This is a genomic window from Microbulbifer discodermiae, from assembly GCF_040742695.1.
Classification (GTDB): Bacteria; Pseudomonadota; Gammaproteobacteria; order Pseudomonadales; family Cellvibrionaceae; genus Microbulbifer.
In genome coordinates this window covers 1-21690 of record NZ_JBFLAB010000038.1, presented here as the reverse complement: position 1 = coordinate 21690, position 21690 = coordinate 1, and the positions used below count along the sequence as shown (strand labels likewise).

Annotated in this window: 13 protein-coding genes; 3 read left to right on the top strand and 10 right to left on the bottom strand. The window is 49.9% G+C overall.

Features of this window, described 5'->3' with window-relative positions; genetic code table 11:
- Nucleotides 1-55: 55 nt before the first annotated feature.
- The 8 genes from AB1S50_RS13480 to AB1S50_RS13445 form a co-directional block, all read right to left on the bottom strand.
- Nucleotides 56-514, bottom strand: a complete 459-nt coding sequence (locus tag AB1S50_RS13480) for an acyl-CoA thioesterase (protein ID WP_367151324.1) — start codon at nt 512-514, stop codon at nt 56-58.
- Nucleotides 492-6224 carry an SDR family NAD(P)-dependent oxidoreductase gene (locus AB1S50_RS13475; protein WP_367151322.1) on the bottom strand — a complete coding sequence of 1911 codons (5733 nt, stop codon included), beginning with the start codon at nt 6222-6224 and terminating at the stop codon, nt 492-494. Before AB1S50_RS13475 ends, AB1S50_RS13480 begins: the two co-directional genes overlap by 23 nt.
- 58 nt (nt 6225-6282) lie before the next feature.
- Nucleotides 6283-7209 (bottom strand): hypothetical protein, encoded by a 927-nt coding sequence (locus AB1S50_RS13470; protein ID WP_367151321.1) that lies wholly within the window; start codon nt 7207-7209, stop codon nt 6283-6285.
- A gap of 20 nt (nt 7210-7229) precedes the next feature.
- Entirely contained in the window at nt 7230-9173 is a 1944-nt protein-coding gene (locus tag AB1S50_RS13465) for a CRTAC1 family protein (protein ID WP_367151319.1), read from the bottom strand.
- A gap of 8 nt (nt 9174-9181) precedes the next feature.
- Nucleotides 9182-10222: a DUF1702 family protein gene (locus AB1S50_RS13460; RefSeq protein ID WP_367151318.1), complete on the bottom strand. Its 1041-nt coding sequence runs from the start codon at nt 10220-10222 to the stop codon at nt 9182-9184.
- 1369 nt (nt 10223-11591) lie between these two features.
- Nucleotides 11592-12362: a zinc-dependent metalloprotease family protein gene (locus tag AB1S50_RS13455; RefSeq protein ID WP_367151317.1), complete on the bottom strand. Its 771-nt coding sequence runs from the start codon at nt 12360-12362 to the stop codon at nt 11592-11594.
- Between the two features lie 236 nt (nt 12363-12598).
- Entirely contained in the window at nt 12599-13135 is a 537-nt protein-coding gene (locus tag AB1S50_RS13450) for a hypothetical protein (protein WP_367151316.1), read from the bottom strand.
- Between the two features lie 542 nt (nt 13136-13677).
- A complete protein-coding gene (locus AB1S50_RS13445) occupies nt 13678-14412 on the bottom strand; it encodes a helix-turn-helix domain-containing protein (protein ID WP_367151314.1) in 735 nt (244 codons plus the stop codon).
- 182 nt (nt 14413-14594) lie between these two features.
- Between AB1S50_RS13445 and AB1S50_RS13440 the strand changes: the two genes are divergently transcribed.
- From AB1S50_RS13440 to AB1S50_RS13430, 3 genes are read left to right on the top strand one after another with little or no spacing between them, the layout of a single operon-like run.
- Nucleotides 14595-15035, top strand: a complete 441-nt coding sequence (locus AB1S50_RS13440; RefSeq protein WP_367151313.1) for a hypothetical protein — start codon at nt 14595-14597, stop codon at nt 15033-15035.
- The gene (locus AB1S50_RS13435) at nt 15032-17641 is read left to right on the top strand and encodes a GH3 family domain-containing protein (RefSeq protein ID WP_367151312.1); all 2610 of its coding nucleotides are present in this window, start codon (nt 15032-15034) and stop codon (nt 17639-17641) included. Before AB1S50_RS13440 ends, AB1S50_RS13435 begins: the two co-directional genes overlap by 4 nt.
- 18 nt (nt 17642-17659) lie before the next feature.
- Nucleotides 17660-18805, top strand: coding sequence for a mandelate racemase/muconate lactonizing enzyme family protein (locus AB1S50_RS13430; RefSeq protein WP_367151311.1), 1146 nt, complete (start codon nt 17660-17662; stop codon nt 18803-18805).
- A 353-nt stretch (nt 18806-19158) separates the two neighbouring features.
- Here AB1S50_RS13430 and AB1S50_RS13425 read toward each other — a convergent pair whose 3' ends face one another.
- Together AB1S50_RS13425 and AB1S50_RS13420 are read right to left on the bottom strand one after the other, a co-directional pair.
- A complete protein-coding gene (locus AB1S50_RS13425) occupies nt 19159-19404 on the bottom strand; it encodes a hypothetical protein (RefSeq protein WP_367151310.1) in 246 nt (81 codons plus the stop codon).
- Nucleotides 19344-20711: a cytochrome-c peroxidase gene (locus tag AB1S50_RS13420; RefSeq protein WP_367151309.1), complete on the bottom strand. Its 1368-nt coding sequence runs from the start codon at nt 20709-20711 to the stop codon at nt 19344-19346. Before AB1S50_RS13420 ends, AB1S50_RS13425 begins: the two co-directional genes overlap by 61 nt.
- Between the last annotated feature and the right edge of the window lie 979 nt (nt 20712-21690).

Below are 21690 nucleotides of genomic sequence, written 5' to 3'. Positions count from 1 at the left end.
AAATAATAATTTCATCGCTCGCCATACTGGTCACTATATCTATTCAAAAATATTATTATTTTTCGATCATATCATAGCTATCTATGGTGTCGAGCATAGAGTCCGGGAATGGAACCGCTCTGACTTTCCCATCAATTTCCTGCATGGCCGCTGTGCCTTGTGAACCCACGCATACGAGTTTTCTTTCACCACTATTGTCTTCTTTGTAATAACGAAACTGGAGCATCATTTTTTCTGCCCCCAAGACACCTATATTCATATGCATCACCACTTTGTCAAATGCGTACAATTGATCCAGGTATTGACACGAAACGTCCAGCGTAATCAACTTCAATCCACTATTAATTTTTTCCAGTACATCCGGGCAATATTCCTGAATGAACATTTCCCGGCAGCCTCCCTGCCAGACAACAAAATTTGCAAAGTAAATATTTCCAACCACATTGGTCTGTTCAAATGTGGTAATAAAACTGTGCTCAAAAAATGCACCGTCATTGGTTCTCACAATAGGCATATTCCAATTCCTCCTCTTTACACACACCACTTAGTACGAGGTATTTATCCCTACTGCTCAGTGGAATTAAGCTTATCCAATATTGTTCTCCACGAGCGCTGACCAGTGCCCAACCTCTATTAGCGTAAACGAGTTTGGCGCTCTTCAACTCAGGCAAGAGCCGCCTTATCTCGGTCCAGACCTCGGCTCCACCACCGTCATTCGCCTCAAACCAAGCTTTAAGCAGCCCTTGGGTCAACTGTTGTTCAATATTAATCACCCGGGAAGTACAATTCACCGGATTTGAATTCGCCGATAACGCGAATTCATGCTCTTTATCTGCCACCAGCGCAATGGTGTCCACAACACTGTACTGATTCAGTGTCTCGCCCAACCGGTGACCAATATAAGCCGGCAGTAAATCCTGATGCAGAGTTTGATATACCTGGGCTCCGGATACGGGAGTCAAAGTCAATCCCTGCCAATATTGCAGCAACTTACCATGGGCATCCCGTAACTTAGCATTGACCAAAAATCCATCTTTCCAACGCCGCATTTGTTCGGTTTCAATATAGTAAGGAGTCGCATCACTCTCAGTGATATAGGATATTGACTCTACACTGGACGGCAAAATACTCTCGTGCGGTATCGCCGCCTGATGAGCGTGAATCACAGCGTCGTTGATCCCAATGTCTCCCAACACAAGATCCAGTGAATATTGGCTGCTCCAGACAGTTTCTTGCTGCCTTTCGACCTTGGCCTGTACGCCAAGATGTGTGATTTTTTGAAAGCTATCGATACAGCGAAACTGACCGGTATGGAACAATAGTGGCTCGTATACATCCGCAACGGGATTTATAGCCAGTTTTTCCCCGCCATCCTGAAAAGGTGGAAACTCCTCTCGCACCTGGGCGCTGAGTAATAATCGGGCTTCATAACAGTGGCTGTTAAAACGGTTTTCTCCGCTTTGCACACTGCCCCATAACTGGTTGTTACTGAGCCGAACAACGCTGACACGTATACGCCCGGCTCCCTGCTTCGGAATCAAGACCGGTTCACGGATGTTCAAGTCCTGAATGGTTTGGATTTTCGCTCCTGGTACCAATGCACTGGCCACTTGAGCCATAGCCTCGAGGGCAATGACCGTCGGCAATACGCACTGACCACGGTAAACGTGATCTTTTAAGTAGGGGTCCCGCTCGAAGGAAAGCTCACTGTCCGCTACCAGTTCCACTCCGGCATGGTAGTGTTGAACATATTGCAGGAAACGATGGGATGGCAGTCGGTTGGAGGCAAATTTAAGGGTTGGCAACCCAGCGTATCGCCCGCAAACCAGCGTGCGCAGTGGAATAGGATGCTGTTGTCTCAGCAGCGCATCGAGTATGTCCAGCCCGGTTTCCACTGGGATTGATGACACGCCGATGGCCGATAATTGTCTCTCCATACCATCGGCACTGCCCATACCGATCTCTGACCATACAGACCATTCGAGCACATGGCAGCGGGTCTCCGGGTGGCGGGCCCCGTAGGCTCCAATCAGTTCCGCCATCTCTTCGTTGGCCTGAGCATAGTCGGCGTTGCCGTGCATACCGCTTTCCGCAATGATGGAGCCATAGCCCACCAATAGCTTCAAGGCCGGCAACTGTTTAAGCAGGTTTGCCAACCCCACCACTTTTGGCCCAGCCGTGGTGTCAAAATCTTCCTGCTTGAGTTCACCCAGGACCTTTGGCTGGTTGATGCCCGCAGCATGGAGGACAGCGGAAATTTGGCCCCCCTCCTTTTGAACAAGGTCTATTGCCCCTGCCAGTGCCTGGGCGTCGCCGACATCCACGGATACGTAGCTGGCCCTGATTCCCTCTTGAGACAACGTTTGTATACGTTTGCTGAGTTCCGTATCTTGCGACAGGCTTCTCCGCCCCAGCAGGACAATAGATGCGCCCGTGGTTTTCGCCAAGTGGCAGGCAGATGCATAGCCCAGCCCGGAACTACCACCGGTTACCAGGAGCCTGTCTTGCGGGGTGAGTATCGAGGGCGCCGCCTCTCCATCCAGTTGGATCCGCTGCCACTGCATCTGCGAGCGCCCGGAATCGCTGTCATACTCTATCTCATGCCAACCTGCCGCCAGAGATGCCTCCACCAGAGACCGGTCTACCCAGCGCGTATCGATGTTGGGAATGCGCAGATAGCACACGGGTATGTGACTGTTCTCGAGGTGCCAGGTGCGCCAAAGGGGTGCCATATTTGGCGCATTTCCCGGTTGTATTACAACTACACAATGCAGTTCCCGCTTGGACAGTTCAACCAGTTCATTCAGCATTGCGTCATTGACAGCACTGCCTTCAGACAGCCCGTAAAAAGCAAGTTTACCCACCTGGGCTGCAGGATCGTTGCCCCGCTTATCCAAGACCTGGCGCCACTGGGGCAGTATTGTCCCAAAGTAAGTCCAGTCATTTATGGCTTCCTGCCGTGAAACCAAATCCATCGGCGGCAACTGTTTTTTAACCGCTTCAAAACAGTGCACCCAGTTGGGTAATGCCTCCAGGTCTACATCTGCAGTGGAGTCTAGGGCCCGGGCATCGCCAGCGCTGTCGGCAATCAGTTGTGCCAGTTCGCTCAAGCGACCATCGGTGTTGGCCAACAGGGCTGCAGTGGAATAAGCTTTGTGTTCCTTGCCAAAGTGCTTGACAATTTTTGAAACCACTTCTGCAACGGCAAGAGAATTTATATGCAGATCAGATAAAATCTTGTCGTCATCCTGAATGGAAGCCACAGGAATTTCCAGGCGCTCACTGATTAGCTCCTTGGTATACGCCAGTATCGCCTTGGGATTACCGCCATTACTGGCACCGTCACCCTGTGAAACATGTTCGCTCGAGCTGGCCTGCTTACTGGCCGCTTCCATGGCCTTGGCTTGGCGTTCCTGCAACCACGCCTCATAACTCTCATCGTCGGTAATCAGTTCGCAGGGACTGGTAAGGAAATCAAATGACCAATCCCAGTCGATGGCATTATTTTTTAAATTGAGCTGGCCAAATTCGGTTGGGCCAATCTTTCCGCTGGTAAATTTCAGGGCCAACAAACTCAGCAATGGAAAGGTGGACTTTCCGCCTATATCTATAGAAATTACTGGTTTAGCACTATAATTTTTCAGGGTACTGGCCAGCGTATGTCCAGGCCCCACCTCTACAAACAGATCGATCTCCGGTTGCGCCAGCGTGACCGCCTGATAAAATTGCACTGGATCGCAAACCTGTTTTACCAAAAGTGAGCGCCATGCAGTCGCTTCATTGACAGTATTCCCCGATATCGTGGATATAACCCGCTTGGCAGGATTTTGTAAATCCAGCTCTGACAAATAGTCAGCAAGTGGTTTATCGACCGCTTTCATCATTCTGGAGTGAAAGCCATGCGAAACCGGAAGAAGCGTACAGAAATGATCGGTTTTAATACGCTCCTGTAAGGCTTTTAATTTATCGACAGCACCGGCGAGCACCGTATCTTCAGGTCCGTTATAGCACGCGACCTCGACATCGAATTCCTGTGCCAGATTCAAAGCCATTTCACTGGGGGCATGCAAAGCCAGCATGGCACCACCGGCTTCACCGCGGGCACTCATCAAAGAGCCGCGTTTCGCGGCCAGGGAAACCGTATCTTTGCTGCCCAGACATCCGGACCAGCACATTGCCACCAACTCACCAACACTGTGTCCGATAGCCAACTCGGCCTGGAATCCAAATTTTTCCAATACCTGCAACGCGTTCAAGCTGCCACTGACGACCGCCGGTTGGGCAATCGCCGTGTCAACGGGACTACTATGGGCTCCCCGTTTATTTATTGAAGTGAAGAGCTCCTCTTTGTCGAGAAAACGTTTATAAGCGCCGCTATCCGGATAAACAGGGGCACCCTGCCCCGGGAAAAGCAGACCAATGCGAGCCTCCCCTCCACTCTTGCTATAAGCTATACCCTGTTCAGGATCAAAATAGCTGTCGACGCCGCTGTCAATTTTTTCAATCAGACTCAATATTTTTTTACTGAGCGTGATGCCATTTTTGGCACCATTTTCGATTACAAGCGCAGCTCTGTGCTTACACTTTTTATCAATTACTTCAGGTCTTCCACACAAATAAGAGGACAGGTCTGTAAGCTCGGAATTTGATGCCTGCCAAGCGAAGCTCTTGAGTTTCTCCAATTGTTCCAACAATGCAGCTCTATTGGTTCCAGCTACGGGAAAAAGATTTGCATCCTGCCAGGTACTATCGATACTGGGATTATCAGTCAGAAAACCCAGATTCCTTAGAGCAGTAAGCCCCAGGGTTGAATCTGAATCACTGTCTCCAGCCTCGAGAGTCAAGTGGGTGTTGATGCCCCCGAATCCCATGGAAGAAACACCTGCACGATAAGGTTCAGAGCCTTCATAGGCCAGAAGCCGGTCGGATCGCTTTAATAACAGGGGATTGTCTTTAAGCAGGGAGTGCAGCGTATCAGTGGGAATGCCGGGAGGCAGGATTCTGTGCTTCAATACCAGCGCCGCTTTAATCACACCCGCGATCCCCGCAGCGCCCTTGGCATGGCCAATCAGGTGCTTTACCGAACCGATATAAGCGGCTTCGTTTCGATCAGTCTTTCGCAACAGGCTTAACACAGCGCGCAATTCGGCTTCATCGCCCACCGCTGTACCGGTGCCATGTCCTTCAAAGTAGCTCACTGTCCCGGCGTTATAGGGGGACTTTTCATAGGCGCGATTCAGAGCCAGAGCCTGGGTTTCAGCCTTGGGTCGGATAATCGCACCGCCACCATCCGAGGACACCCCCCAACCCTGTATTGTGGCGTAAATATTGCAGCCGAGCCGGCGTGCCTTCTCCTCAGACATGACCACTATCATTCCGCAGCCCTCGCCGGGCCAGAACCCCTGACTGTGCTGATCAAAGATCCGCATTTGTTCGGGAGCCAGCGCACCGGTTCGGGAAAATCCAATGATCTCAAACGGGTCGATACTCAAATCCACACCACCGACGATGACTGCATCAAATCCTCCGGCCTGTAGTGCGTCACAGGCCTGGGTAACGGCGAGCAACGAGGAAGAGCAGGCGCCATCGACAGTGAAACCACCGCCATTGAAATCAAAGTAGTTGCAGATACGCCCGGCAATGGTATTGGCCAGCCCCCCCGCCAAACTATCCGCGTCCGGCTCTGGAAAGGGACTCTTGTACAGCATCTCGAGGTCATGCATGAAATGGTGTTTGGCTTCTATCCCCAACCCCAAATCCTGCTGTTCCCAGATTTGACTCACGACACGCGCAACATAGGGCCATCGCAAACGCATGTTATTGGCACGGGTAAATTCACCGGCTAGTGAGTTCCCCACTACAACACCCACACGCTCCTTGTTCAGGCCAATGCCATTGGGAAAGCCAGCATCGTCCAGGGCACCGTTGGCCACATCCAGAGCCAGCCAGTGTGTCATATCTGTTTGCCGAAAAGTTGACTCAGCAATTCGATAACTCAGCCGATCAAATGTATATTGATTGAGCACCGCAGCCTGGGTTGAATAAGTATGATCTTTAGCGCTTCTGTCGGAATTGTGGTAGTCATCCAGATTCAGACGCTGTTCTGGAACACGCCGAAATTGTTGGCGCAGATTCAATACAGTATCTAAAAAATCCCTTTTATTGTGTATACCCGCATATCGGCAGTCAATCCCAACAATAGCTACTGAGCTATGTTCTCTCACCTTGTCTTCTCCTATCAACCCGCAAGACAATTTTTTAGTTTTATAGTGCAAACATCAATTAGGACGAAGGTACTGCGCTACCGGTTAGATTGGTTTGCGTCCTCTGTCGCTCCAGCCACAGGCTGGTCATGATATACAAACCACGTGATCCGGTAACGATAGTCACAGCAAAAAATATGGCAAAAACAACATGGAAATACATCAATATTCCATACACCATGGCGATAGAAAAACCAAACGCAATTTGCGCCATAAGCTTGCTAGGCGAAGTCATTGGATCGGTAATCATATAGAAAGTAAAAAGTACGAATGCAGGCGCTGTAACCATAGTAATTTCAGCCGCCATCTGTACGGGGTATAATTGACCACGCAAGAAGGCCTGAAGGAAAAAACCTGCCACCCAAGCCAATATGATCGCCATGCGTTTGGTAAGAAACAAGTTCATTCGCATACCCAACAATGCAATAACGATCAGGACCAACCAATCCCAAAATCCACTGTAGGTCTCAGTGAATTGATATACAATAATATTTGCCCATGGAGCTGCCAAAAAGATTACTGCTATACCGAAGTTAGATGGATTGAAAAAATGTTGATAGCGCTCACCATTTTTAAATCGAAAAACATGCTTTGAACCAATCGCCAGGACTACTGCAAACACCATCATCAGGAGGCTGTCATTTACATATATCAGGAAGGATATAGTGATCGCTGTCATGTGGGGGGCCAACATGAAAAAAACAAAGCCATTCCAGCCATTGCCCAGATAGCGTGGGCGTCTCTTCAGGCACTTGGCATCAATATATTCAAATAAAATAGCTGAAGAATATCCCGCTAATAGCGCGACCACCATCTGCATCAAAGATTGCTCAAATCCTAAAAAAGCGTGACCAAAAATCGTTAACACAGTAGCCAGGCTTGCGCTGTTGATTAACGCCATCTTCAGGTTTGGCGGACCCACAAATAAATCTTTAATTATGCTCACAGTATCCATCCTTAATCCGTTCAAAAATCTGTATTTGCGGCATACTGGTCCTGGTTGCCCAGTAAAATAGTATGCTGTCCGACTGGCAACTTACCTTCCCAGTTGTTCAATTTCCCAAGGCGATTGCGCCAGCGAATCTGTACACTCACCTCCTCATTTTCAGAAACGGCACCTAAACCAAAATGTACCGACTTACTGCGCGCACCCGCATGACCATTGCCGCCATCGACAAAACCTATAAATTTTTCACCTTTCGGCCCGGTAACCGTGACTTCCGCACCGATAGCCGGCGTACCCTCTCTCGCCAGAGGACGACGTGGAGAGGAGGTAAAACCGCTATTGCTATCCAGGGGTAAAAGGAGGGAAAGACTCAGAAAACCATTGCCATTGTTTGTTTCATTCAGTAGCAGATAATGATCTTCCCACTGGTTGCCAACGGCATAGTCCAGATCCCCATCTCCATCAATATCGGCAATCGCAAAGCCGCGACTCAGCCATGGGCCAGCCACACCAAGTTCTTCACTGATGTCTTCAAAATGTCCTTCACTGGACATTACATAGAAGGGGTTTCCTTCATCCCCACTGATGTCTCCACCAATCATATTTGGCCAGGTTTTAGGGTCGCTCAGCAGTGGGTCCAGATTCATCGACCACTGGTGTAATTCCGGCCACTTATTGACCTCTCCACGGAAAAATCCTGTTGCCTGAAGCGCCTCGAGGACTCCATCATTGTCAAAATCCGCAAACTTTGTATCCCAGCCCCAGCCACTGTATGCGACTCCAAGCGAACTGGATTTTTCTACGAACGGAGCAATTCCTTCCTCTATTGCCGCTCTATCACCGGTATTCATCCATAAAAAATGTCCCTCTTCCAGCTTCCACTCACCGGCAATGTTACTGACAAATATATCGTAGTAACCATCACGATTTACATCCCCAAAGTCCACACCCATTCCCTTGAAGGAGTCGTGCCCCAACACTTTTGATTTGGGTATGGAAAAGCCCTTTTTACCTGTCAGGCGCCTAAAACTTAGACTCCCGGGAGTAGACTCATTGAGGTACATGCCATCGGGACCGAAATCATTTGCGATATACAAATCACTGGCACCATCGCGGTTGATGTCGGCGGCCCCTATAGCCAGAGTCCAGCGTTCATCGTCTCCTTCCGGCATCCCGGAATCCGCTTCCTTGAATTCCACATATGGCTCCAAACCACTGTTCGACTTTTTCCATAGAAAAATCCGGTTGCTGCCGGCATTATCAGCATTCGAGAGAGAGTTGTGGAAACTTGGGTAGTGTGTGCTGTTTGCGTTGTAAACGCTATTTCCATCGGGAAAATAATTACCCAAAATCACATCGATATGACCATCGTTGTCCAGATCCGCGAGGGTTGCCGTCGATGTATACCAGTCCTGTACATCACCTGTTACCAGTTCCTGTTTGACAAACCTCTGCTCCAGGGGAAGATCTGTATCGCTTTTTTGCATTAATATTATCGGTGAGCGTCCGAAGAATATTGCGAGGATATCTGCCAGGCCATCTTCATTAAAGTCCCCCACTCGACAGCCACTGGGAAATGATGCCTCGCTGAAATCCCGATTGACAACCAGCAAGGTGGCAGGCGCAAAACGCTGATCCGCCGCCATTGCCGGTGCAACATAAAGGCTGCGAGTACGGGGATCAGTAATACACAAATCGTTTTCCAATCCGTCCAGATCCAAATCAAGGGCTGCGATGCTGGCTCCGACCGTGGATATCCAGGGCTCTATATGTTTTAAAGCCGGGTTTACAGGCAGCCGGTCACCGGCCGGAATCCTGTTGTCCACAGGAACCGCATATTGACGAAAGTTAAATCGTTCTATCAGCGCATGTTTTTCCTCTGTGCTAACAGAAGGCAGCTGAACCAAGGCATACAAACCGATCCAGGAAATAATCACAAAAATGGCAACTACGCGGCTCATCATTACACTCCCTACTTCACATTGGCTATTTTTTTAACTTGTCTTTCCTGAGAAGCATAACCGCCTCCTCCCTCCGATAGCACTGTAGCCATACGTTCCAGCCAGACATCCCAACTTGATTTTTGTCCAATCTCTGCAGTACTTTCCAATCCCTCCATTGCTTTCACTGCAATTGCATGCAGTTGACTGGCACTGCTATTACTCAGGCAATTTGCGGCGAGGTCGTTATGCCCTACCGCATTGCCGGCACGAATTCTCGTATGGCAGGCAAGTGCCGCCCCAACCTGAAGCGCATTCTGATAGCGCTCTTCCCCCGCTATCGCGATTAATGAGGCAATTCCCGCTTCGTCAATACCGCCGGCATAGGCACAGGCCAGGCCAATACCACACCAGAGATCAGCGCGCACCGATTCAGGGTAATGCAGCAGACATTGCTCGAGAGAATGTGGATCCGCGCCGGAAATAAACCAAAGGGCACGACCGGCACCGGCGTAGTATTGGGCCATGTAAAGGTTATTCTGCACTGGTTTACCAGTAGTTTTAGAGGCAAATCCTCTGGGAAGATATTGCTCAAAAACGCTAGCCTGAGCCTTGAAATAGGTATGGTAGAAACCAATCCCATTTATAACCAGACTGTCATATAGAGGGCTCAATCTGTCCATAAAACGTTTGTAGGGCAAGCCCACTGCACCCACAGCTAATCCAGCGCCAACACAGGCCATATAGCTGTGCGGTGCGCCTTCATTTTCGATAAAATCAAAAAACTCACTACTGCGAAAAAATTTAATGGCGTCGCGCAAAAACAGTCCCATCGCCAGGCCTTCGCTATAGAACCCGTTCAGTTCCGGTCGCGTTGCTCTTAATGATTGTACCAGCTTCGATGAATAGCCCTCCTCTAGGGCGGTGTTATAGGCGCGAAGAACCGTTTTTGCGACCAGCTCCAGTCGATCTCTTGAACAGCTATTCAAGTTAAAGCCCCGCCTGGTAAAATCTGCTTCACTTAACGGCTGCCCAAAAATGGCTTTAATAAAGATCCCGGAACTAATCAACATCAGTCATATCCATTCTTTTTATTTCTTTCTTGATTTAAATTTTTAGACCCAGCCTAATTTTTATCTGACAAACAGCGCCCTGGCACAGACTATCATTAGCCAGTCCGAGAAAGATGAAACTTTTATTTCAAGACTTTTGTAATAAATAGGTAAATTACGTTACATTCTTGAATGTCTGCTAATTATAATTTTTAAAAATTGATAATTTTAAATATTTCTATAACAAACCACTTATATAAGTCTTATAAATAATTTCAATGAACTAATGATCAAGTATTTTTATCTTCTATTTTTCATGCCAATAATACTCGCACTCGATCAACTGCCAAATATGATCATTTTACTTTAAGCAACCCAAAGGGAAACTTTACTATTTGCAGTCATCCCACTAGTCACACACAATTCAACTAATAAAAGACGATTGATACTTCGCTATCAGTACCACTGTTTCATTTTATTTTTGGACAATACATTCATAATCCTGTCAGTGGCCTTCTTATAGTGTCTCCTCACTCGAGTTGCCTTGTAGAGTCAATTTGTACTAGCTAGCGAAAAAAAAATCTACAACTTTCTTTATTTTTGTCGGAATAAGGGAAAATTTTTTATTTGCAACATATTTTAATAGAAAAATATTTTATTCTGTCACGTTTGCCAGCAAACAAACTAAAAACTGAAGAGAGATGTTTTTTGTTTTAATTATTTACGGATTGGAATTTTCAGCTTCGAGTGAATGCGCTGTAATTCCCTGTAATGCTATGAAGACATGCGCCTGGAAAACAGTTTTAGCAGTTATGGCATAAAATCTATAAATAATTCGATAGTAAGATTATCCTCATTCTAAAACACATTAAATCTAATAAAATCGAAACTTGTGCTCCATAAGCAATCGAAACTTTAAACCAATACTTATTGCTAAATTCCGATTTTCACCTCCTGAAAGTTATCCTGCCTCAGTCGATAGATATCTATGCGGACAGTCGTATTTCTCAGAAACCGGATGTGCCATCTTTTTGCTGGCGCTCACCGACCCGGTAATCACAGCTATCAGTTAATCAGGTCTAGGTTTATGTCACTTCAGCGTTGATAAATTATCGGGGGAGAATTGATTATTGAGTGGGGCCAATTGCAGCTCCACCTCCAACAGATGGAAGGACAATCGGCTTGCTGAATGGTGCAGGCTGCCAGCGGGTAGCAGCCCTGGGCATTGCGGGTCTGCAAGAGTGCGCCTCCTGGGAACAGTATTTGCAGGCCGACGAATAGAGGTTTGGCTGGCTTCGTAGTGGGCTGAAAACCAGGGAGCGCCCTGGTTTTCTTTCAGTCAAAGACCGGATAACTGCGCAGCCGCTGCCTATAGGCAGCAGCCAGAGCATTAATAGTAGGAGGCGATATCATCCACTATGGGACGCAGGGCCCGGTAGGCGTTGGATACATCCACACCATTGCGCCTTTCACCGCACGCCAGACCGCCGCACTCGAACCAGTCCGGATCGGAGAACCAGTCATACTGGGTTACATTGGCTCCATAGCGCCACGGGTAGGCCATGATGGTGGAAAACTTATTGTCCACACCGTGGCCCAGGCCGTAGGAATAAACACCACCGGTTGTATCACCCTGTTTGGTGGAGTGGGTCAACCCCATATTGTGACCCAGTTCATGTACGAAGGTATTGTAGCCACAGTCAACACCGGTGACGCTGTATGCGCGATCACGGGCACTGGAATACATGGAGCCATTTGCTCCCCTGCCTACCCAGGCGATACCGCAGGTGGTGTAGGTGCTACCATCAATAACCTGTTTCTCCGCCTTGCCCAGGAAAACCACCATATCCGCTCTTTCTGTCGCGCGCCAGTTGTTGACAGTGCGGTGGAAGGTAATCAGATCCAGTGTGTCTTCATTCACCCGGAGGTCTGACGACGTCGCGCGCCAGGTATCCACCAGGCGCAGCTGAATATCTATACCGTTTCTTCTGAAAGAGTTATTGGCATAGCTGATGTAATTATCAATCTTGGCTGAAATATCACCAGTATGTTGCGCCGCAGGCGAAGTGTACATAATGGCAATATCCACTGTTTCCGCTGTTACCGCGCTGGAAACAGTCAATGCCGCAGCCAAGGCAGCCAGGCTTTTCTTGAGATTCATTGTTGACTCCTGTTGTTATAAGTAACGCATAGCCGTTTCCCGACAGCCAGATAGAGCACCGGCTTCGCGATAGTGTGTCGGCAATGCGCTTGTTAATACCCTGACTCGACCAAAAGATCGTCCGTGACTTTTGATCGCCTGTGAAGATAGACTTCCGGTATTTGCAGGATTTGCGGGGCCAGTCCCTTTGCCCTGTGCATCAATCCGCGGCAATTTGCCCCGAATCAATTCTTGCCTTAATCAAAGTCGTTTAGCGGGACATCCTCGTCCTTCCAGGTCTTTTCACGGGATGCGTCGGAGGATAGATCTGCATCGTGTTTTTCCACATGATTTTGAATCAATGCACCATTGGGAGCGACCCAGGCATAGCCACCCTGGGCCTCCAGGGAATAGGAACCGGATGGAAGGTTCAGTTGGGCATAAACGGCGTTCCGGCCCAGGGTGAAGGTAGCGCCGTGTAAACGGGTCAAACCGGGAAAGTTCATCTGCAGGCTTTTATTCCCGCTGGCATGCTCCTCAACAGCACCCACCTGGGCACTGTGAATGCCTTCCACACCGGGTATAGAGATATCGAGGTAGTCCCCAACTGTGAGACTATTCAGCAGCTCTACATCTATCTCCAGGTAGGTTTCTCCATTCAAGTCCACCGGCAGGCGACCATTTTCATGGAGAACCTCCTTCGCCAGCTGTGACTCCGCCCACAGAATTTTCTCCCCCTCCTCGACAACTTCTACAGGTTCGGCAGTAATGGAATCCTCTCCTGCACTGTCCACAAGACCAGCCTGCGGAGGAACTTCTCCCTTGACGAGTACTGATTTTTCATCTGCCGCGGTAACCGGCTGAAGATCAGGCTTAAATTTTGTCCAGGCTAAATAGCCTCCGATCGCCAGGACAGCAATAGCGGGAATTACTTTTCTCACAGGTCTTTCTCTTACAAACACTACAGAAAACCGGGATTCAGACAGGCAACCCATCACATGGGCGGCACCGACTCCGTACCAGACACCGGATCGGCTGGATCCGATATCTGTCTAGGACGTGCAATGTAGAAAAATACGCAAAGCTTTTTAGGAAATTTTTCACAAAAGTTTCACACCGGAGAAATTCTGGTTCCTTAGGCCAGGGTGCCTGGAAGAATCGACACTTTCGCGAACCAGCCGGCTCAATTGTGTATGCAGGTTTTTGATGTGCAGAGAGTAAGATGATGCCGGTAGCCTTAGGCTGATGAGAGCACTTAAAATCGACAAATAGCTACAAAGCCATTTAAGTCAGCACTAGCTACATAAGGGAAGCGACCAGCTTCGGACACCCGGGTTTATAGCTGAAACTTTTTCGCCAGTGAAAACACCCATGGCCTCATCGCCAGTACCATGCCCCAGCTCTCCTTGCGGCTTATAGGTAATGTGCTGTCCAGATCTGCGAGTTCGTTGATTTCCCGGACCAGCTGCTCCATCTTGCGGGAAATCAACGTAGTCGAGGCAACTGAAAGCTCAACTGTCTCGAAAATCATCATTGCATCTTTTTCTGCAAAAGATGCGCGGAGAAATTCATCCCGCACTTGGGGTTCGTATCGGCGACGCACCGGTCCATTCTTTCTCCAGTGAATCACATTGCTGGTGCTCAACTTGATGCGATTTTCCGGCAGCAGTTCTATCAGCCCCAGCCTGTCCAGGCGCACAAGCATTCCTATCGCCTCGGACTCACTCCAATCGTAGAACTCGAGTATCTCTTCCAGGGTCCAGCCGTTGATGGCGAGGTGAAAGCCGATAAAGAGTCGCTCGTCGTGTGCCAGCGCCTGCTCCTGGTCATGGGTAAGCACATTCTTCACCTCGTCTTCGGCAGATCGATTGAGCTTGGCCAGATCGTAAATCGACATATCCAACAGGCCGCATATCTGCTCAAGCCGACGCATGGAGAAAGTCTCTTCCGCAAAGGTCCGCTTGATGCTGGACTCGCTTAGCGCCAGCTGTTGGGCGATATCCCTGTAGGTGAGGCCATGCGCCTTAAGACACTGCTTTAGGGTTCTCACCAGTGATTGGCTTTCCTTCATTTCAATCACACTCCCGCGCCGGGCGCGTCTCGCCAGTACATGGATTGTCCCGGGAACAGCCGCCGGGAGTATCGCAATACAGCACAAATAGTCGCAACATTCAATACCAATGGTTTTAAGTATTGTTTTTCGAGATTCTGCTTTCTAGGGTGGTGAAAACCGCACAAAAAGGGAGCTGGCATATGGAAGCACATCGAAGGTACCAGTCGGTGGCCGTAAGATTAAGGCCCTGGTTGGGGTTGGCTGTGCTGCTGTTTGGCCTGCGGGTTGCAGCTCAGTACCTGGAACTGCTTTGGCCAGCAGCGCCACTGCCAGAATTCGACGCCTGGTCCAGTGGCCTGATTCCCTACCCGCAGCTGTTCGTCCTCCAGTGCTTACTGCTCTGGGGCATGGTGCACCTCTGCCGATCTCTACCCGGTATTCGGCCCAGTCCGGTATTGGGCAGGGTTCTGATGTATCGCGCGCTTACCTATTTCAGCGTGATGTGTCTGCGGTTTTTGACTGCCCTTTTCAACCTTTCCCATATCCGCTGGTTCCAACTGGCATTGCCGAGCTTCTTCCATATGGTATTGGCTGCTTATCTGGGACTAGTAGCTCGGTTTCATTTGAGAGGATCTCAATGATGATATCCCGCAAGCAACTATTGGCAGCTTCAGCATACCCAGTCGTGATGTTACTGGGTTTCGCGGGATTTTCAGGTCTTGCGGCCGCGGGACTGTCCGCCACTGCGGCATCCACAGGCGCCGCTGTAGGTGCACTGTTGTGTGTTCTGCTGCTGGAGAGAGTCATTCCCCTTCGGGGCGACTGGCAGCCCAGCGTCAGTGACTTAAAGATTGACGCTGTGTTTATGCTGGTGGTGCAAGTAATGCTGCCACGCGGCCTGGCTCTGGCACTCTCAATTGCATTGGCCACATGGGTTGGAGCATCTGCAGCAGTCCCCAGCTTTTTGTGGCCACACGGCAGCCCTGTCTGGGTCCAGCTTCTGCTTATGGTGGCTATAGCGGATCTCCTCCGTTACTGGCTGCATGTGGCCTGCCACAAGATTCCCCTGCTATGGCGTTTTCATGCCGTACACCACGAAACTGAAAAGCTCTATGCCCTGAGTGTTGCCCGCTTCCACCCCTTGGAGAAATCCATGCAATATCTACTGGATACGGCACCTTTCGCGCTATTGGCGGTGGAACCTCAGGTACTGGCAGCCTATTTCCTGTTCTATGCCACCAACGGATTTTTCCAGCACGGCAATCTCGATATCCGCCTCGGTCCATTAAACCACTTGATCAGTGGTGGCGAGTTACACCGTTGGCACCATCATGTGGACCCGCAAGCTGCGCAAGTCAATTTCGGCAACAACCTCATTATCTGGGACAGCGTCTTTGGAACCCGCTATTTACCCACAAATAGGGAACATAGAACGCCTCATGCCGTTGGAATCCGCAGCCACACAAATCCTTACCGCTTTGATACCGGTATTGTCCGGGCGTGGCTTTGCCACCGGGTAATAACGCCATGCGGCAATCTACTTTTGAACACCGGACTCAAGCTTAGGATGTGGCTGACCGGAAAACGGCTCTGGGCTCCGTTTCTCGCCGACCTAAAGCAACCGGAAGTCGCCCAGTGGAAGCTGTTGAACAGGATTCTGCAACACAACCGCAACACCCAGATTGGACGGGAATTTGATTTCGCGCAAATCCGCAGTTACGCCGACTTCAAGCGTCAGTTGCCGCTGCAGACCTATGACACCCTGGAACCCTATATCCGCCGGCAAAGGGAGGCCGGCACTCCCTGCGTCACCGCCGACCGCCCCATTATCTACGCCAAGACCAGTGGCACCACCGGCGCAGCCAAATTCATTCCCGTTGGCAACACAGCACTGGCCATGCTGAAAGCGAGCCAGGACCTCGCCGGATACTGTATCTACCAGGCTTGTCCTGAGGCCTACCGGGGAAAACTATTGACAATCACCAGCCCATCCGTCGAGGGCTATCTGCCCGGAGGCGCCGCCTATGGATCAACCTCCGGCCTGGTGGCTCAGAGCATGTCCCGGTTGGCGCAAAAAAAATATGTGCTCCCCCGGGAGCTATTCGATATCGAAGACCACCAGATCCGCTACAGGGAAATACTGAAAATCAGTCTTTGTGAAAAACACATCTCCTGCCTGGGCACCGCCAATCCATCGACACTACTAATGCTGTTGGAAATACTCAATGAACAGCGTTGGGAATTACTCGATGCAGTGCGGGGAAAAACCAGAACCGGGTTGCTGCCCGCATACATAGAGAAGGCGATACAAAAAAAGGGACTGGCCAGGGAGAGCCGTATCGCGGAACTGCAAACACTGTTCAGTACCAGGCCCAAACTCGGATTTAACGACATTTGGCCCGGGCTTAAGCTGGTCGTCACCTGGACCGGTGGCAGTTGTGGCATTCCCATCAAAAACCTCCGGCAGACCATGAGTCCCGACACGCACCTGATGGACCTGGGCTATATCGCCACCGAATTACGTGGCACCGTTACCGCAACCGCTGGTACTGGACAAAATAAAGATCGTTGCTACCAACAGCTCCCCTGCCTGCAGCAGAATTTTTTCGAATTCGTGGAACGATCGGACTGGGAAGCCAACAGTAGTGAGGGGAAGGAAAAGTACCTGCTGTTGCATCAACTGCAGGAGGAGCAACAATATTATGTCATAGTGACTAATTTTAATGGGCTCTACCGCTACTTTATGAATGATATCGTCCAGGTAGATGGCAGATTTGACCAAACCCCCAGCCTGAGCTTTATACAAAAAGGCCGGGGCGTAACCAACATCACCGGGGAGAAGCTATCCGAACAGCAGGTTTTGCAGGCGGTAGCGGATTGCGAGCGGGCATTTGATCTATCCGCCCGCTTTTTCCTGATGTTGGCCGATGAGGAACGCAGCCATTACCGACTCGTATTGGAGGTAGGAGACCCGATTCGGGCATGGGATGACCCGGAGCCCAGGCTGGCAAATTACCTGGATGAGGCCCTGAGCTCGCACAATATTGAATACCGATGCAAGCGGGCCAGTGGTCGCCTGGGCTCTGTCCATGTCCAATTTCTGTCTCCCGGCACCTGGAAACACTATCGGCGTGCGCTTCTGGATGCCGGTCAGCGAGAGAGTCAGCTGAAATACCTGTGCCTGCAATATATGAGAGAAAACCGATTCAACTTTGGCGACCACTACCTGCTGGCTGCGGGTGAGTAAAAGCGAGATTAAGAGGCAATGCACTGTAGCTATCCTATTCGCAGTATTACACCGGAACTACTGCAAACTCCCTTCCGGCGGAGCTTTTCCCACGCATCCGCCACCCGGGATCACACTGAGACCCTGCTGGTGCGCATAGAGCTGGAAAAAGGTCAGATAGGGTTTGGGGAATCCTGCCCGCGAAGCTATGTTACTGGAGAAAACTTACAGACGGCGATGGTCTTTTGTCAGTACGCAATGGCAGAAGTTGTTGCACAAGTAAGCGATATGAAAAGTCTGCGACACTGGGTGCAGTGTAACCGCACATTTATAGACAAAAACCCCGCAGCCTGGTGCGCACTGGAACTGGCACTGTTAGATGCATTTTCCCGCGCCGCCGGCAAGTCCGTGGAACAATGCCTGGAGCTGCCCTCGATAACCGGGCGGGAATTTCGCTATAGCGCAGTGCTGGATAATTCTTCACCACCAGCATTCGAATCCATGCTCAACGGCTACCTGTCACTGGGTATCCGGGACTTTAAGCTCAAACTCAGCGGGGATTTCGGGTCCGACAATGTCAAAATAGCCGCCCTCCGCCGAAAAGCAGTTAAATATCGCCTGCGGCTGGACGGCAATAACCTCTGGCACAACAGTGCCACCGCCATCGACTATCTAAAAAGACTGGGGTCACCGCTCTACGCAGTGGAAGAGCCTGTGCAGGCGGGCGACTACGAGGCAATGGCGGAGATAGCAGCGGCTGTGGGATGCAAAATTATCCTTGACGAAAGTTTCCTGACCCTGGGATGCCTGGAAAAACTGAAACCTTTTACTCCGCAGCCCTGGCTGCTGAATCTGCGGGTATCGAAACTGGGTGGCCTGCTAAGGTCCATTGAAATCCTTGACCGCGCCAGAGAATTGGGGATTCCAGTGATTATCGGTGCCCAGGTGGGCGAAACCAGTCTGTTGAGCCGCGTCGCTCTCACCCTGGCAAGCCGGGCGGGCCCCCTTCTGATAGCCCAGGAGGGCGCATTCAGTATTCTGCTGCTTCGTGACGATATTTTTCACCCTAACCTTATGTTTGGTCGTGGTGGCCGACTTACACTACAGGTAGGCCCGCTTGGATTCGGTATGCAACGAGCACTACGCCAAACCATTGTGAATGAAAATGAACCCGGCGGAAATTAATAACCCTAAAGGCTTTTGTGGTTATCGCCTGAATTTACCATTCTATCGGGCAGGATAAAGGCGTATACGGTTCGGCATTTCTCTCTGATGCGATCGGAGAATCCAGCCCAACAGGCCGCAGGCGGGCTCCTCGAAAAAGGCAGCCATCGGCGCCGCATTTTCCCGGGCTTTAAAAAATCTTGTTGTTAGCGCCGATATATCCCCACCTGCCACAGAAAACAAACGGCTGATTTCACACTGGAATATCAGCCGTACTTACCTTATGTGTATGGAAGGTTACATTAGTCCAGAAAAATAACAGGTGCCTGAAAATACAAAACAGCCGGTTAATTTTTCACCATAACATTTAGATTTTATAAGAAATTGCCATTGTAATCGATAGCATTAACGCGCAAGGCATCCGGGTTGGTATCACCCGCATTTGGAATCCACTGGCCAATACACGCGCGGTCTTCAACACAAGGGTCCGTAAGTGTCTCTAAAAATGCCATCAAATCGGTAAACTGCTGATTATCCAGGTTCACATTTTGCAAACTGGCTATGCCAGCGGCGCGATTTGCCTGGAGTTTTTCGATTGCCAATTGCGTGTTTTCAAGCATATTACTTGCCTGAATATTTGGATCCAGCTGTGCCCAATCATAGGCATCCAGTGCGGCCTGGGGTTTAGGTGGTGACGCACCGCGGCTGCTAAACTGGTGTATCCTCCGGCATGTCCCCAGGGACCAGTCACTGTGGTATTGAGCAGAGTAGGCGTCCGGAAGGCATACTTGTCTTTCTCATCACCAGTCTCCCTAAACCGGCCAAAGTCATCATCGCCATAGGTTCCATCACCTTTACCACGACCTATCTGCGGCATAGCCACAACATGAAACTGTTCATCGGTAAAGAAGTCGCCCGAGTGACAGGAAGCGCAATCCGCCCCACCCTCGCCGATACTGCGAAAGAAAACCAACGCGCCCCGCTTTGCACTATCGCTAATCGCGCTACTATCCCCCTGAACATAGGCTTTCCAGGGTGTCTCAACAAACACCTGGGATCGCTCGTAAGCGGCAATTGCTTTGGTGATATTTTCGAATGTGACCAGTTCCTCTGGGGTGCTATCAACATCGTTGAAAGCCGCCTGAAATTCAAGCAGCCATTCGTTTGGCGATAATGTCCCACCAGGCGGTGTGCCATAACCACCAATACGCTGCGCCAAAAATGCGCGCACTTCGGCATTGGTAGTACCGGCCATAGCGCCAAAGTCCTTCATTTCTTCCGGCGAAGTCACCGGGAATCGCGCCTGCGCGACAGCGAGATTATCACCCGCCTCTGGATCAGCTTCACCAAAACTCACATCCGGTGTGCGGATACCCCTATTGTCATCGCCATTGACACCTGCCGTTTTGCCCAGGCTTTCAAGCCGTCCATCGTGAAACAACACCTGGTCCCACAAACCGATATTAAAGGTGGAGGGTGCGTTTCTGGGTACTGTTGGGCCACCGTCAAAATGCTCTCCGGCCATGCTGTGAAATCGGCCTGGGCCCAGAAGATCTACAATCTCAGCATCCACTCCAATGGGTAAGGATAAATCATCACCACCACCAAGCACCGGGTGATGGCAGCTTACACAGGCCACATTCATATCACCCCCCAGCGCCTTGGAAAAAAACAGCTTCATTCCCAGTTGGGCGACAGGATCATCTATAGTGGGAAGAACACGCCCCTCTGCCGGATCACCGCTTAAGCCTTTGGCTGAGACTAATTCGCGCAATTCAGCCTCCGGCGAATCCTCGCCCACGCTTTGTGTATTTACTGTATTTTGTCGGCGGTTATCCTCACAACCCACTGCCAATATTAAGATACAAAAAGAAATCGCCAGGTTTAGGGATTTCCTGCCGAAATACATTGAAAACCTATTCACCATACCCCCTTACAGCTATTTGTAAATCTTTTACCTAAACATCCCGACCTGCCTCACTATTAAAATATTAGCGGGCTATTTTAGGACTGAATATTGTGCTTCTTTATGCGCGGTGCATTATAGCTATTTTTATTTTCAAAAAATACTTACAAGAAATAATTAAACCGGTTGGTTTAGGCAGTGTAATCTCCTGTAATTGCTTGTCATCGCCTGTCATTGATTATTTGACCGAACTCATAGTAAAGATAGGGATTTTAGTTGTTTTAAATTCACAAAGAAGAACAGCTGCAGGCGCCCTCCCGCCTGAATACCTTAATTGCCAATAGGGTTTTATTGGTAAGATGCTATAACCGACACTACTGTCACTAAGTTGCAATCAGGGTTGGCAGTATCAAATAGCAGAGGAATAACTGGCCGGTTGAGTGACTACGATAGCGTGGTGGTCTAAGAGCCCCATTGAAGCAACAATGAAGGGACGACTGGAGCTACCAGTTCGCCTGAAAAGCCTTGTCCGGTTTTTCTCGACCGGGAGTTGCGAGCATGTCCGTAAACCCGACAATAAATCCAGGGGCTAACCACTTCGTTTTACCAAGGGACAAACCCAAGGAGTTCGACACCCCGGCCCCCGGTTTAATAACTGTCCCTTAAGCGCATTTTATTAACCCGGAAACTGGATAAATTGCCGGGTTAATGCGATACATAGGTGTGTCACCGCCGGGCGGATGCTGGTGCAAGCTTTCAAGGGCGAATCCAGTGGATGATCCCTCATCCATTGGATTGCCGGCTTGATAAGCCCCATAGCCGGGTTTTAGAAACTAGCTGCCCCTTTCACTGGCACCTAGTGGGCCATGCGGTTAATTAGGTAACACGTTTTTGGCTCGCTGCACTGAAGCCAGTACCGTGTCGGCGCTCTTTGTCCATTTAAATGGTTTGGCAAGATCGCGGTTGTGAACACGAATAAATCGCTGCAGCTCGGCCTTCA